General features: G+C 45.5%; 13 protein-coding genes. 2 read left to right on the top strand and 11 right to left on the bottom strand.

Translation table 11 applies throughout. The annotated features are described in order from the left end of the window. Positions 1-37 precede the first annotated feature (37 nt). Both mscL and KV190_RS12500 read left to right on the top strand, forming a co-directional pair. A complete protein-coding gene (gene mscL / locus KV190_RS12505) occupies positions 38-454 on the top strand; it encodes a large conductance mechanosensitive channel protein MscL (RefSeq protein WP_310438163.1) in 417 nt (138 codons plus the stop codon). Between the two features lie 12 nt (positions 455-466). After that, a complete protein-coding gene (locus KV190_RS12500) occupies positions 467-1,738 on the top strand; it encodes an ABC transporter substrate-binding protein (RefSeq protein ID WP_460193710.1) in 1,272 nt (423 codons plus the stop codon). An 81-nt stretch (positions 1,739-1,819) separates the two neighbouring features. Here KV190_RS12500 and KV190_RS12495 read toward each other — a convergent pair whose 3' ends face one another. The 11 genes from KV190_RS12495 to KV190_RS12445 form a co-directional block, all read right to left on the bottom strand. Beyond that, on the bottom strand, positions 1,820-2,296 hold the full coding sequence (locus tag KV190_RS12495) for a nucleotide exchange factor GrpE (RefSeq protein WP_460193708.1): 477 nt from the start codon (positions 2,294-2,296) through the stop codon (positions 1,820-1,822). Positions 2,297-2,313: 17 nt separating this feature from the next. Then, the gene (locus KV190_RS12490; RefSeq protein WP_460193707.1) at positions 2,314-2,643 is read right to left on the bottom strand and encodes a molecular chaperone DnaJ; all 330 of its coding nucleotides are present in this window, start codon (positions 2,641-2,643) and stop codon (positions 2,314-2,316) included. A 15-nt stretch (positions 2,644-2,658) separates the two neighbouring features. Then, complete coding sequence (locus KV190_RS12485) at positions 2,659-5,013, bottom strand: PDDEXK family nuclease (protein ID WP_460193706.1); 2,355 nt, start codon at positions 5,011-5,013, stop codon at positions 2,659-2,661. A 20-nt stretch (positions 5,014-5,033) separates the two neighbouring features. Next, positions 5,034-5,531 (bottom strand): LysM peptidoglycan-binding domain-containing protein, encoded by a 498-nt coding sequence (locus tag KV190_RS12480; RefSeq protein ID WP_460193705.1) that lies wholly within the window; start codon positions 5,529-5,531, stop codon positions 5,034-5,036. After that, complete coding sequence (locus tag KV190_RS12475) at positions 5,528-7,738, bottom strand: Hsp70 family protein (RefSeq protein WP_460193704.1); 2,211 nt, start codon at positions 7,736-7,738, stop codon at positions 5,528-5,530. The genes KV190_RS12480 and KV190_RS12475 overlap by 4 nt, the downstream gene beginning before the upstream one ends. 99 nt (positions 7,739-7,837) lie before the next feature. Beyond that, positions 7,838-9,712, bottom strand: coding sequence for a potassium transporter Kup (locus tag KV190_RS12470; RefSeq protein ID WP_460193702.1), 1,875 nt, complete (start codon positions 9,710-9,712; stop codon positions 7,838-7,840). An 18-nt stretch (positions 9,713-9,730) separates the two neighbouring features. Beyond that, the gene (locus KV190_RS12465) at positions 9,731-10,927 is read right to left on the bottom strand and encodes an aspartate aminotransferase (RefSeq protein WP_460193701.1); all 1,197 of its coding nucleotides are present in this window, start codon (positions 10,925-10,927) and stop codon (positions 9,731-9,733) included. After that, a complete protein-coding gene (locus tag KV190_RS12460; RefSeq protein WP_460193700.1) occupies positions 10,928-12,049 on the bottom strand; it encodes an iron-containing alcohol dehydrogenase in 1,122 nt (373 codons plus the stop codon). Between the two features lie 77 nt (positions 12,050-12,126). Next, the gene (gene psbM, locus KV190_RS12455) at positions 12,127-12,237 is read right to left on the bottom strand and encodes a photosystem II reaction center protein PsbM (RefSeq protein WP_099799548.1); all 111 of its coding nucleotides are present in this window, start codon (positions 12,235-12,237) and stop codon (positions 12,127-12,129) included. A gap of 25 nt (positions 12,238-12,262) precedes the next feature. Then, complete coding sequence (locus KV190_RS12450; RefSeq protein ID WP_460193699.1) at positions 12,263-13,381, bottom strand: NAD(P)/FAD-dependent oxidoreductase; 1,119 nt, start codon at positions 13,379-13,381, stop codon at positions 12,263-12,265. After that, the gene (locus KV190_RS12445) at positions 13,378-13,731 is read right to left on the bottom strand and encodes a hypothetical protein (RefSeq protein WP_460193698.1); all 354 of its coding nucleotides are present in this window, start codon (positions 13,729-13,731) and stop codon (positions 13,378-13,380) included. The genes KV190_RS12450 and KV190_RS12445 overlap by 4 nt, the downstream gene beginning before the upstream one ends. Positions 13,732-13,770 lie beyond the last annotated feature (39 nt).

Here is a 13,770-nt window from a genome sequence, read left to right as displayed (position 1 = left end):
GATGAAGATAAATGTTAATTTTTGTTGAGGAGTGGGCATGGCGCGATTGAACCGCCGACAGGTCAAGCAATTTTGGCAGGAGTTCCGCGAATTTGCCCTAAAGGGGAATGTCATTGATCTGGCGATCGCTGTCGTGGTGGGTGGTGCCTTTGGCCGCATTGTTACTTCCGTTGTGGAAGACCTGATCATGCCTTTGGTCAATCCTCTGATTCCGGGGGGCGACTGGCGGGAACTGACTGTTGGTTCAGGGATTCGGATCGGTAAGTTTTTAGGCAGTTTACTCGACTTTGGGGTGATTGCCCTGAGCTTGTTTATTCTCTTGAAGCTAATTTTGCCCCTATTGCCCAAGAAGCCCCCTGCCCCTGAACAACGGGAGTGTCCCTACTGCTTGGAGTCCGTACCCCTCAAGGCGAGCCGCTGCCGTGCCTGTACCTCTGAACTCCCCCCCCTGTAGGAGTCCTCAGCAATGCGATCGTGGCAACGCTGCATCTCTGGGCTGTTGGTGGGGCTATGGCTGGCCATTCTCACCAGTTGTGGAACAACGCCGCCTACCCAAGGCACCCAGATTGAATTCTGGACCATGCAACTGCAACCGAAATTTACTGACTACTTCCATCGCCTGATTGCGGAATTTGAAGCCCAACATCCCGATGTCCATGTGCGCTGGGTGGATATTCCTTGGACGGCAATGCAGACCAAAATTCTCATGGCAGTATTAGCGGGCACTGCTCCCGATGTGGTGAACCTGAACCCTGACTTTGCCGCGTTGTTGGCAGGACGCAATGCGTGGCTCAATCTCAATGACTATGTGCCGCCAGCCGTGCGCGAGCGTTATCTACCGAATATCTGGCAGGCCACGACATTAGAGGGCAAGAGCTTTGCCGTACCTTGGTACCTCACCTCGCGGGTAACGATTTATAACAAGGCGATCCTTGCCGCCGCTGGGGTCGATCGCCCCCCCCAAACCTTTGCCGAACTCGCCAGTGTGGCTAAAGCCGTGAAGGAGAAAACAGGCAAATACGCCTTCTTTATCACGATGGTGCCCGAGGACTCTGCCGAACTGATGCAGGCCATGGTGCAGATGGGGGTGAAGCTTGTCGATGATCAAGGCCGTGCTGCCTTTAATTCCGCGGTGGGCAAAGCCGTTTTTCAGTATTGGCTGGATCTCTATCGTCAGGGACTCTTGCCGCCACAGGTGCTCACCGAAGGCCACCGTCAAGGCATCGAACTCTATCAAGCGGGACAAACGGCTCTATTGATGACCAGTCCAGAATTTTTGAACGCGATCGCCACCAATGCCCCCACTATTGCAGCCGTTTCAGCCCCCGCCCCCCAGTTGACCGGAGACACTGGTAAGAAAAATGTTGCCGTGATGAATTTACTTGTCCCCCGCCAGAGTCGCCATCCGGAACTAGCCGTAGAATTTGCCCTCTTTGTCACCAATAATGAAAACCAACTGGCCTTTGCTAAGGAAGCGAATGTCCTGCCTTCTACACAAGCAGCCTTAGCAGATCCCTACTTCCGCACCCTTGGCGAAAATGCCACCCCTGTGGACATCGCCCGCTCCGTCAGTGCTGCTCAAATGAACCAAGCAGAGGTTCTCATTCCCCCCCTACGGGACATTAAGGAACTACAACGACTCCTCTACGAGAATTTACAGGCAGTTCTCTTGGGGCAAAAGACCATTGATCAGGCGCTCAAGGATGCAGAAACCGCATGGAACAGTCGTTTGGGATAAATGCTCCCAGTGGCTATAAGGTTTTAAGGATGGAATAGACCTAGAGGCTTGAGTGCTTAAGACTTCAAAATTCAAAGTCCTTCATTCATTTAATTTATTCACAATTACTTCATAGGGACGTAAGACTAGGTCTTTAACTAAGTAACCTTTCTTTAGCACTTTAACCACTTTGTTATCAGGGTATGACTTATCGTGAATGACATCTATAGCTCTACAAAAATTCGGGTTAAATTCATACTCCTCTAACTGGCACTCAGAAACACCTTGGGATTCTAAAACTGCGAAGAAACGATTCTTGATAGAAGTAAGATTGCGTGGTAAACGCTGCAAAAATCCAGCAGGTGGATCAGGATTAGCAGATAAATACTCAGATAAGTTTTCTAGAGAATCATAAATCTCTAAAAGCTCAAGCAAAAACTCTCCTAAATTGGAATCATAAGAAGAATTAATTTGTCGAATATTTTGAGATAGCTGCGTATTTTCTCGCATTAACTGAGATATAGATGCGAGTAGCTTCTTCTTTTGCTCCTCTGAAATCAAGAACTTTTTTGACTCCATAAAAATTTATAGGCTATCTATTCTAATATATCACTAATTTTACCCAATAGAAATTCTAGATTTTTCAACTCATTAGGAGAACTAATATCTAATGACTTAGACTGCGTCAAGTTAGAACTACTAGAATCACAATTGAAAGAGGTAAACCTAACAGCATCTGGTAAAATCGGTAAAAGCAAGTCAGCAATTAATCGATTTTCTCTATTCATTAAAAATCTTTGAGCATTAGCAATCTGAGCGGCTGAATACTTTCGCTTTTTCATTGCAATGGCAACAGCTTGCATAATCTCTTGCCGAGATGCCGCTGGACTTAATTCCAATATTTTATATGGATTCACTTCAATCATCCATGTTACTCCTTATTACTCAAATAACTGGGGATAAATTTGACGAGCGTCAGATATAAGCCGATAAGCTAGCTGGCGTTCACTAAACGTAGCATATTTATTTTCTACAATTTCAAGTGCAATATCCGCCAATACTTTAGCAACTTTATACCTAACCTCAGGATACTGAGAGCTTCTAGCTTTGATGACAACCATTTCAATATTATTACTTTGAAATAATGAATGAATTAAATCTAGCTCTTTCTGAATAGATAACTCCTTAATTGCATCTAATAAATAGGAACTTTTAGAATCTATTTTTAGAAGATCGTTAAGTTGACGAAGAGCTTTATCAATACTTATCAAAGATTTTGCATAGTTTTTATAAATTAGTCGTACATGAGACTCTATATAATACTTTTTAGATTCATCAGAAACGAAGAGATTAAACCAGTCTTCTGCAAATTTAGCAGTTTTTTCTAAATCAGAGCTATCCTCAGCAACCACTGAATAACACTTGAACAGTTCATCATTGACTTTCTTTTTAAGTTCAGTGGAATTAGTTATAAATTTCTTTACCTTATTTAGCATTAAAAATGCTTCTTGAGTTTTCACCTCGTTTAGGTAAGCTAGTCCATTATAGTAATAGAAAAGTTTGTGTGAGTAAGATAAATCATCTTCTTGTATTTTAGAATTAGTTTCTAACTTCCTATCAGCAAGTTTTCTTGCAGTTGCAATATCACCATATTCAAACGCAGTAATTGCTATGCCTAAATCAGAGTAGTAGTATTGGTCAGTACTCAAGTTTGAAGAAGCTTTTGAGCAGCCAGAAGACCGCAAAAATCGGTACAGACTAGGAGACAACCAGATGTTGTTAATATAAATACCTCTTCTAAGATTACCTTTTAATTGATCATAAGCCGCAAGATCACATCTGAACACATTAATAATTCGCATATATTTATCATTTTCTAGCTCATTCTGCAAATCTAGCACTCTGGATTCTATTAACTTTAAGAGTCTATCTTTGAGAGTATTTATATCTACCTCAAAATCAATCCAAAGAGATTTTTTCAGAGAAGTTTCGCGAGAAAGATTAGCAATATTAGTAATCCAAGCAGAAATAAATCGCTCAGTTTTAGAGAAATCACCATTCATCACTGAATAATAAGAACTTATTGCTAAATTATGAAGTGCTTCTATACATGGATTTTTTAAGAACTCTTCCTCACAGTGTTGAAAAATCTCATTTGTGGTTCCATTAGTGAATAAAAGTCGCTTCCGCACAGGAATAATATGGTGATCTAAGTTTCTCTTACATAAATCAATCTGTGGGAGATTTCTTTTACCCCCATCCGATAGTTGAAGATAGTTAAGACTAAGCTGGTATGCTTTGTCGTAATTAGACTTCTTAATTTCATTCTCAATTTCGGCTAGTTTATTCAAATAAAATTCTCGCTGTAATTGATGAATTACTTGTATTTTTTCTTGAATCTGATATTCAGATTGTTTTTGAATGCTATTCCAACTAATAAGTGACTGGTCTAGGTCATTTTTCAGATAACTAATCTGTCCCTCTAAATAGAGAATCTCATCCTCATCTAGAAATCTTCTATTAGATTGAATATACTCTAATGCTTTAGAAAATTCTCGTGCTTTAATGTAGACATAAGCCAAGCGATAACGATGCTTATAATCAGTCAAACGATCCATGAATTCAGTAAACTCACTAGATTCGTAAGCTTTTTTATAAAAATTAATGGCGTCACTAAATCTATATTTCTGCTCTGCCTTAAGACCAGATTGATAAGTTGATAATAATTTTTTGATACCTGTTAATTTTTCAAGTAGTGAAATACCATCATCCCGCTCTATAATCGCTATTGCTTCTGTCGTCTTTTGAATAGCTAGTCTTAAATCACAACGATCAAAAAGCAACTTTGCTTCAGAGATTAATTCAAGGTAGCGCTCTTCTGCCAAAAGATACTTATTGCATTCATCCAGTAAACTATCAAGCGCTTCTATGGCATACAACTGTCTTGCAGATTTTATTTTAGAGACAGCTTTCTTATAAAATTTTTGATTTATTAATCTTGTAATTTCAGAATAGAGAGATTGAAAATCCTTTTTTCTTTGTAGCTCTTGTATAAGCTCAGACTTGAAATCTCTGTAAGATTGACTCTCTTGAAAAATAAAATGATTTACTTTGTTTTTTAAGTCCGATAGTAGTTCATCTAGGTACGTTGTTTCAAAAGGATTAGCACGTACTTTTGGATCAACATCATGAAATTTTTTGAGTAAACTAATAAATAAAAAACGAGATTTTTGATAAGAGGAAACCTGAAAACTAAGATACAGTATGAATAAAAACAGAATAATTAAAATATACATACTATCTATCCTTTAAGTGCCTAGTCTATACGTATTTTTTCTCCAATATCAATCTGATTCACTCTTGAGCTTAAGTGAGGATTTTTTATAACGAGTTCTGGCCATCTATTAGCATTGCCAAGATATTTCTGGGCAATCGAAGATAATGAATCTCCTTGTTGGACAATATGGTATCTCCTTGGTTGAAGATCTTTTGTACCCTGAGCAATAGGTAGCTTAGTAAAGCTGATGGAATTTTGCTCTATACCATTAGTCACTTGGGTTAGTAGTCTTGCATAGTAGCTATTTAGAAAATAGAATAAAGCCGATAATACACCTGTAATGATAAGTAGAAGAATCACCGTTTTTCTAGTTGAATATTGTTGCGCTTTACTCTCTACTACCTCTTCTAGAGAATTTAGTAAAATAAGATTCTCCAGTCTGGCATCACAATTTGGACAAACCTCTTCTCCAGAGATTTGATGTTCACAAACTGGGCACAGAAAGTTTACTTTAGCTTGCTTGTGTTCTATATTCATTGGACTTTGGACTTATCTACACCACCTTTAATTTTTATTTCCTCATTATTCTGTTCAATAATTCCAATAGATTCATCAATCGATTGTCTATAGATTACGTCTGCTTCTTCAAAATTTCCTTGTCGCATTAATTCTAATAACTTAATAAACCTAGTAGATAATTCAGTTGAGCTGCTGCTAATAGCACCTTCTCTGATAATTTCCAAACCTTTTACTAGTTTCGGCAATAGATTCATCTCTTTGTTATAATCATCTTCTATTTTTTCGGTCGATAAGTTTTTAGTTTGAATTGATTTTTGAACTGATGCTTTGATGTTTTGTATGCGCAACTTTTGATCCTCATCTAGTAAAAAATCATACAACTTAAGTAAGTTATCGCACTTATTTTCTATTGAGTCCATTTTTATCTTTGCAGGTGAATTATTAAACTTGAAATCTTCTAATTTTTCTGTGGCTCTTACTAGAATATCCTGATTTTCAATATTATTAATTTCAATTTGATTAGCTAAAAATATTACCTCACATGCCTCTTTTTGAATTTCAGACAGACCATATTTCGTTAAACTTATTTCAGCGTTAATTTCATCGATAGACTGGCTTAGCTCACGATAGATTTTTTCGTTGGCTCGGCCTTGAGTAAACGATGAGCTGACCCTGATTGATGGATCGTTCTTTAACCATGCCGTAGCAGAAAGATTTTCGTTTTTATCATTCAGCTCAAATGTAACAACAATTTCAGTACCCTTTGGATATGGCTTATCTAAGCCTAACCACATTTCACCTATAGGTTCATCATGGTGCTGAGCTTCACCAGAGTCTAATTGATCTCGAACCAAATCGGGACTGAAAAACTTAAGGTGTATCAGCCGCTGATCATCTGCAACTGTCTTAAAGGTCTCAATTTTTTGACAAGGAAGTTGTTCTCCCTTACTGATGACTTTATAGCGCGGATCGGATTCAAGTTCAATACAGTAATCACGAGAAACAGTGGTTGTTTTATCCACTAAGCCAGCAGCGACAATAGCTGCTCCTTCAGCTACGGCATACATTGGCCTTGGGTGAATGACAACCTTATTGCCAAATGCCTCTCGTACAGACTGTTGGACGTAGGGAATTTGCGAGGAGCCACCTACCATTAAAACGACATCAATATCGCTAGGGAAAAACTCAGATAGACTTAAAGCTTGATGGCAGATTTGAATAGTGCGATCTACATAAGGCTTGATCATTGCCTCTAGTTCAGAGCGTCTAATTTTGACTTCAATGGGAATGTCAAATCCATTATCATCTAACAATGGTGTTGCAGGAGAGATAACAACTTCGTCTTTGCTACTTAGAGCAATTTTTGCCCTTTCAATAGCATTTTTTAGGTCAGAAATAAACTTGAGCTTTTGATAGTGGGGCATTTTATTCATTTGCTGATCAAAGTCATCTAGACCCTCTTGCTCAGTGACTTTACTTTTGACAAATTGGGTAATCTTATGATCAATATCATCACCACCGAGCCACAGGTCACCTGCCTTACCAAGTTCTATAAACATTGAACCAGTTGCTTGGATGACCGATGCATCAAAGGTGCCACCGCCAAAGTCATAGACTAGGATTGTCTTAAACTCAGATGAGTTTGGCTTAAAACCATAGGAAATTGCTGCTGCTGTAGGTTCAGGTAAGAGTTCTAGCAGAGTTAAACCAGCCTTTTGACAAGCACGACGGGTTGCACTGCGTTGACTGTCATTGAAATATGCGGGTACAGTGACCACTGCTTGATTGATAGTATCGTTGCCAATATGATTCTTTCTGAGATATTCTTGGCTATTTCTGACGACTTTTTTTAGAATTTCAGCCGAGATGTCTTCAGGTAAAAATTCCTGCTCATTGATCCACACAGAAAGTGCATTCTCTGTCCCTTGGGTAAACTGTGTCACCTTGTACGGAACGTTCTGAATATGCTGCTGCACGGCAGGATCATTGATGCCACGTCCCATTAGCCGTTTAATCGAGAAGATAACATTGGCTGGATTAGAACGAAATTGATTGTAAGCTGTTTCACCCACAACAAGCTCATTGTTATAAATTGAGACAATTGATCTGGTTAGCTTTCTTTCTGGTGGTGTATTGTCATCTGCTGTAATAACCTCAGTCTCAGCAAGTTTAATCGCTGCTACAGAGTTCGTTGTTCCTAGGTCAATTCCAATGGCAGCAGGCATGATTAATACAGTAAGATTCAATAACTTGTTGTCATTCTAAAGTTCTGATCTCTAAGTGTGCAAGTAGTTTCTGTAAATTTTTGTGACTAGCTATCAGCTTTATATCTCTACCTGTATGCCAAGCTCCACCACTTGTTCGGGGGGCAGACGAAAGTAGGTCATGGCATCCTCAGCATTGCGATATAGCCAAGCAAAGACAACCTTTTGCCAGTAGGTCATGCCGGGGGCGTGGGTGGGGATGATTGTCCGACGGCCTAGGAAGAAACTCATGGGTTCGTTGAGGGGGAGATTGAGGACACGTTGGCAAGTTTCAAGGGCGAGTAGGACATCGGGGCGATCGCGAAACCCCGAGGTAAGGATGATTTCATAAATACCGACATCCGTAACTGTATAGGCCAATTGTTCTGACAAGGGCACATGGGGTAAATTCGCAGTTGCTAAATGGATAAAGATCATCTGCTCATGCAACACATGATTGTGCTGGAGATTTTGAATAAAGGTGGGTGGAATCGTATGGGGAAGTGGTGAGAAGAAAACAGCAATCCCCGGCACCCGTGCAACCCCTTGACTGAGCAGCTCTTTGAGGGAGCAGTGAGCATTTGCTTGCAGGAGTTGCTGCCGCAGCAGAACCTGCCCTTGTCGCCACGTCACTAAGAGCATATAGATCATCCCACCGAAAACGAGGGGATACCAGCCACCGTGGGGAATCTTGAGGGCATTTCCCATCAGGAAAGCCATTTCAATCACTAAAATACTGACCCAAACAAGGCCAATTTGCAGAATAGACCATCGCCATAAGTGCCGCGCCACCAGCATCAGGCAGAGGGTCGTAACCACCATGGTTAAGTTAACCGCCAAACCATAGGCACCCGCGAGTTCTGATGAGCTTCTAAAGGTGATGACCAGAAGCAGAACCGTAACTAGGAGCAGCCAGTTGATCACCGGAATATAGATTTGGCCACGGTGATGATCATCCGTAACATCAATGCGCAGCCGAGGCAGGTAGCCCAACTTAATAGCCGCAGCAGTCATTGAAAAGGCTCCCGAAATCACCGCTTGAGACGCAATGACGGTGGCCAATGTACTGAGAACGACTAAGGGGAAGACGCTCCACGCAGGTACAAGTTGGAAAAAGAGATTATGGGTAGCCGTTGGATGCTTGAGAATGAAAGCACCCTGCCCCAGATAATTCAAGGCAAGGGCGGGAAAGACTAGACGATACCACGCCAAGCGAATCGGCTCGACCCCAAAGTGTCCCATATCGGCATACATGGCCTCGGCACCCGTCAGTGCTAGAATCACCACTCCCAATAGGAGAAGCACTTGGCTAGGATGGGTGTGAAAGAGTTGTACTCCCCACCAAGGATTGAGGGCATTCAGAATCGTGGGCTGCTCAAAGATATGAATTGCCCCAAGAATGCCTAGGGTCATAAACCAGAGGAACATGATCGGGCCAAAGACCTGCCCCACTTGGGTGGTACCGCGATGTTGAAACCAAAACAACGCCACAAGAATAAGCACTGTTAGGGGAACGATCCAACTCCCAAACTGGGGACTGAGCACCTCTAGCCCCTCAACGGCAGAGAGGACACTAATGGCAGGGGTAATCGTGCTATCTCCATAGAACATGGCCGCCCCCACCAGACCGAAAATGATTACCCAGCGCCGCCAGTGGGGACTGAGACGAATTCGGGAGAGGACAAGCGCCATCAGGGGAAAAATGCCGCCTTCACCGCCATTGTCAGCACGCAGGGCAAAGGTTGCATACTTCAACGTCGGAATCAGGACAAGCGCCCAGAGGATCAAGGAGAGAATGCCGTAGATATTGGCGGGGGTAACCGTTAGGAGATGAAGGGGATTGAAGGCTTCCTCAAAGGCATAGAGGGGACTCGTCCCTAGGTCACCATAGACGACACCGAGGGCACCCAGAATCAGGAGCCTTGAGGGCTGGCGGGCAGCATTCGTTTTTGTCATGGTCAGGTCGGGGTGAGTTTAGCGACTTAAGCTATCGAAGCGAATATTGGCTTGAGCCATACGTTTAAGAGCTTCACCGAGGCGATCGCAATCCGCAATGAGGCTAATGCGCACGTATCCTTCACCGCCTTCGCCAAAAGCATTGCCGGGGGTCACAACAACACCCGTCTCCTGAAGCAGTTTGAGGGCAAAATCTGTCGAACTCATGCCCACGGGTACGGGCACCCACAGGTACATGGTTGCTTGGGTTGGGGTGAGTTGCCAGCCCAGTTCATTCAAGCCTTGAATCAGAAAATCCCGCCGTTGACGATAGCGATCGCACACAGAGGCAATGTAGCTATCGGGCAGGCTCAAGGCCACCTCTGCCGCTTTCTGTAAGACAGAAAAAACCCCGTAATCTAAGTTCGTTTTCAGCGTCCGCAAGCCTTGAATAATGTGGCGGTTGCCCACCACAAACCCAACCCGCCAACCGGCCATGTTGTAGGTTTTCGAGAGGGTATGGAACTCAACGCCAATTTCCTTGGCACCGGGAATCTCTAGCAAGCTGGTGGGTTGATAGCCATCAAAAGCCAGTTCGGCGTAGCAAAGATCATGCACCAGTAGGATTTGATAGTCGCGGGCAAAGGCAACCACTTCTTCAAAGAAAGAGCGGGGGGCGATCGCCGCCGTGGGATTGCTGGGATAGTTAAAGTACAAAACCTTGGCTTGACGGGCGATGTCACTGGGAATTGCACTCAGATCAATGAGCCAGCCCTTTTCCCGTTTGAGAATGAGGGGATAGATGTTAGCACCGGCGATCGCAGGTCCACGAAAATGGGCAGGATAGGCGGGGCTTGGCACAAGGACGACATCCCCCGGATTCACATAGGCAAGGGCAAGGTGCGTCAGTCCCTCTTTTGATCCCAACAGGGGTAAGGCTTCACCATCGGGATCAAGGGAGACATTGTAGCGGCGCTGATACCAACGGGTAATGGCTTGACGGAAAACCGCTGTGCCTTCAAAGGGGGGATAACCGTGGTAACTGGGTTCCTCAAAGGCGGCAATCGCGGCTTCAATCACCGGACGCGGCGCGGAGCCATCGGGATTGCCCATGCCCAAGTCAATTAAGTCCAGTCCCTGCTGGCGGGCTTTCAGCTTCAGTTCATCGAGACGCGCAAAGACGTAGGGCGGCAATGCCCCAAGGCGATCGGCCGGCTGAATCCACTCTAACCCCATCTAGCGGGCACTCCCATCCAAGACTTTAGCACTGTAGCCGACCACGGTGGACACCATTGCTTCTAGCACCAGATCAGGCGTCACGGGAAACGGCAGATGGTGAATATCGGAGTGGGGCGCACAGGCAACCGTAGCAGCGTGCTGGAGTTGCGCCAAGCTGGCCTCTTGGAAGCCCAAATCCTCTAAACTCAGGGGCAAGCCCACCTGTTCATAAAATTGACAAAGCTGATGGCGAGCGCTGGTGGCCAGTTGACTGCCCTGGACAATTTCTTCTAAGCGTAGTTGGACAAGAATGCCGTAGGCCACTTTTTCCCCGTGGAGTGTGCCCTTGCTTTGGGGCAGTTGGGTCAAACCATTGTGAATGGCGTGGGCTGCTACCGTGCGGCATTGGGCACCCCCCAAGCCACCAATCATGCCTGCCATCAGAACACTGGCATCAACCACATTTTCCCAAACGGGACTGCCCACATTGGCCAAGGCTTCAGCAGACTGCTGCAAGAGAATATCGCGCAATACTCGGGCTTGCTGTACCGCAGCAACAATCAGGGCTTCTTGACGGTGACCACTACTCACCGAGGCTTCGTACCACTTGGCAAGGGCATCGCCAATACCGGCAAGCAGGGTTCGCTTCGGCGCCGTTTGAATCAGGGCGTAGTCCAACAGCAGCAGATCCGGGCAACGGTGGAGTGCCACATCATAGGCAAAGGCACCGGCCTCTGTATAGATATTGGAGAGGGCTGTCCAAGCGGCACAGGTGGCTGCCGACGTGGGAATCGTTACTACGGGCAAGTTGAGTTGGTGCCCCAAGAGTTTAGCGGTATCTAGGGCTTTGCCACCGCCAATGCCAATGATTAGATCGCTGCCTTGCGCTTCTTGGCGGAGCTGGGCAAGGGTGGCTTCACTGCACTCGCCATGGAATGTCCCCACGCTGAAGGTGAGATCATGGGAGCGGGCGATCGCCTGCCACTCCTGCTCAAGCTGCTGATACCGCTGCGGTGAAACCACTAAAAGGGGATGATGCCCCAATTGAGCAATGGCTTCCCCCGCTTGGGAGAGAATTGACCAACCGCGATAGACGTGCGTAGGTGCAATACAAAGGGGTGAAAACGAAGCAGCAGTCACAGGCCGTACAAACAAGGATTATTTAGGGACTCTCTGGCACAATAGAGCGATTTTCGCTCCGACCATAGAGATCCATCTTAATTACTTTTCTGCTGACTTTCCGTTTGCACGTACAAAATAATCAAGAACACCGTTGGCACCAAGACAAACATGGCCGTTGCCACCAAGCCGAGATCATTGACTTCCATGGTATCTATCCCACAACGCTGAAATTTATTTTATCAATGCTGTGCCCCCCTTGCGGCGATCGCACTCGGCTAAGGTCATGATCACAGATTGGGTAATCATTTGGGCGGTTACGGGAGCCAGCAAAATACCGTTGCGGTAATGGCCAGTGGCCAGCCAAGTGTGGTCGTCTATTTTTTCGATGATGGGTGCCGGGCGATCGCTCGGGCGGGGTCGTAGTCCCTGCCACTGTTGGGTTAAGGGAGCCGTTTTCAGAACCGGCCAAAGCTCGATCGCTCTTCCATGCAGTTGAGCAAGGGTTTGGGGATTGCCGATTAGGGTGTTGAACTCCACGGTGGCGCCCACCCACACCCGCCCCCAAGGCAAGGGGACAAAATGAATCCCTTCAGCGGTCATCACTGGCGTATTTGCATCACAGGCAAACTCTAGGGCTTGTCCTAAAACGGGTTCCACAGTCACAGAGCGATCGAGGGCTTGCGTCAGGGGCGTTGTCCCTAGACCCGCCGCCAAGATCAGGTATTCGGTCTCGATAGCTGCTTGATCGAGCTGTAAAATCCATCCCCCTTGGGGCGATCGCTGGAGCTGTTGGACAGGGCTTTGATAAAAGAACTTTACCCCCCGTTGATGAGCGGCTTGGCGCAGGGCTTGAGTGAAGGGTTTAGGGGTGACTTGGCGATCGCCCGTTGCCCAAAGTGCGCCGTGAATGTGGTGGATATCCACAAGGGGACATTGATCTTGGACTTCCTTTGGCGAGAGCCACTGCACGCCTTGGGGCGCCTGTTCCTGCAACCATGCTTGGGTGGCGATCGCCTCGTCCTCAGTGGTACAGATTTCGATAATGCCTCGGCGCTGGTAGGGAATCTTAACCCCTGTCTCTGCCTCTAGCTCGGGAATGAGGGTTTCATAACGTGCCAGACTCGCTTGGCGTAGTTGAAAGTTACGTCCGCGGCGCCGCCGACTGAGGTGGACAATGAGAACACCAAGAGCTGCACCGGTCGCTTGCCAATCTTCCTCTCCCTGCGCCTCAAGGACAAGAATCGGCGTTTCCGCTGGATCAAGAACACGACTCAGTTCGTAGGCGATCGCCGAGCCAACCGCCCCGGCGCCCACAATGGTGACTGTTGCATTTGCTGGCAGCCCCGTCACAGTGTCGCGACCGTATTGACCAATTCCCAGTTTTCATTTTCGGCGATGGCACGACTCACACGGTCAAACCATTCAAAGCAGTGATTGTTTTTCTTGAGGGTCAGTTCCTTATTCTTGAGCACCAGATCAAACTTGGTGACATCGTTTTGGGGCGTGGTTTTATCAATTAGGACTTCAACCGTGACCAGTTGCGACATTGAAATAGCATCGAGCGTGCTCTCCCGTGCGACAACGTAATCATCCCCCACATGGGTCACCGTCAAATCACAGGCTTCTAGGGTTTGCACCAGCTCTTCCTTTAGCCGTGCCCGAGGGAGTGCAATGGTAACAACACGCGCATATCGAGCCATAACCGCCAAGTGGTAAACTAATAATTCGCGAACAATGGT

Source organism: Thermosynechococcus sp. FA-CM-4201 (assembly GCF_054689355.1).
Note: the sequence above shows the minus strand (reverse complement) of the source record. Positions and strands in the feature narration are given on the sequence as shown.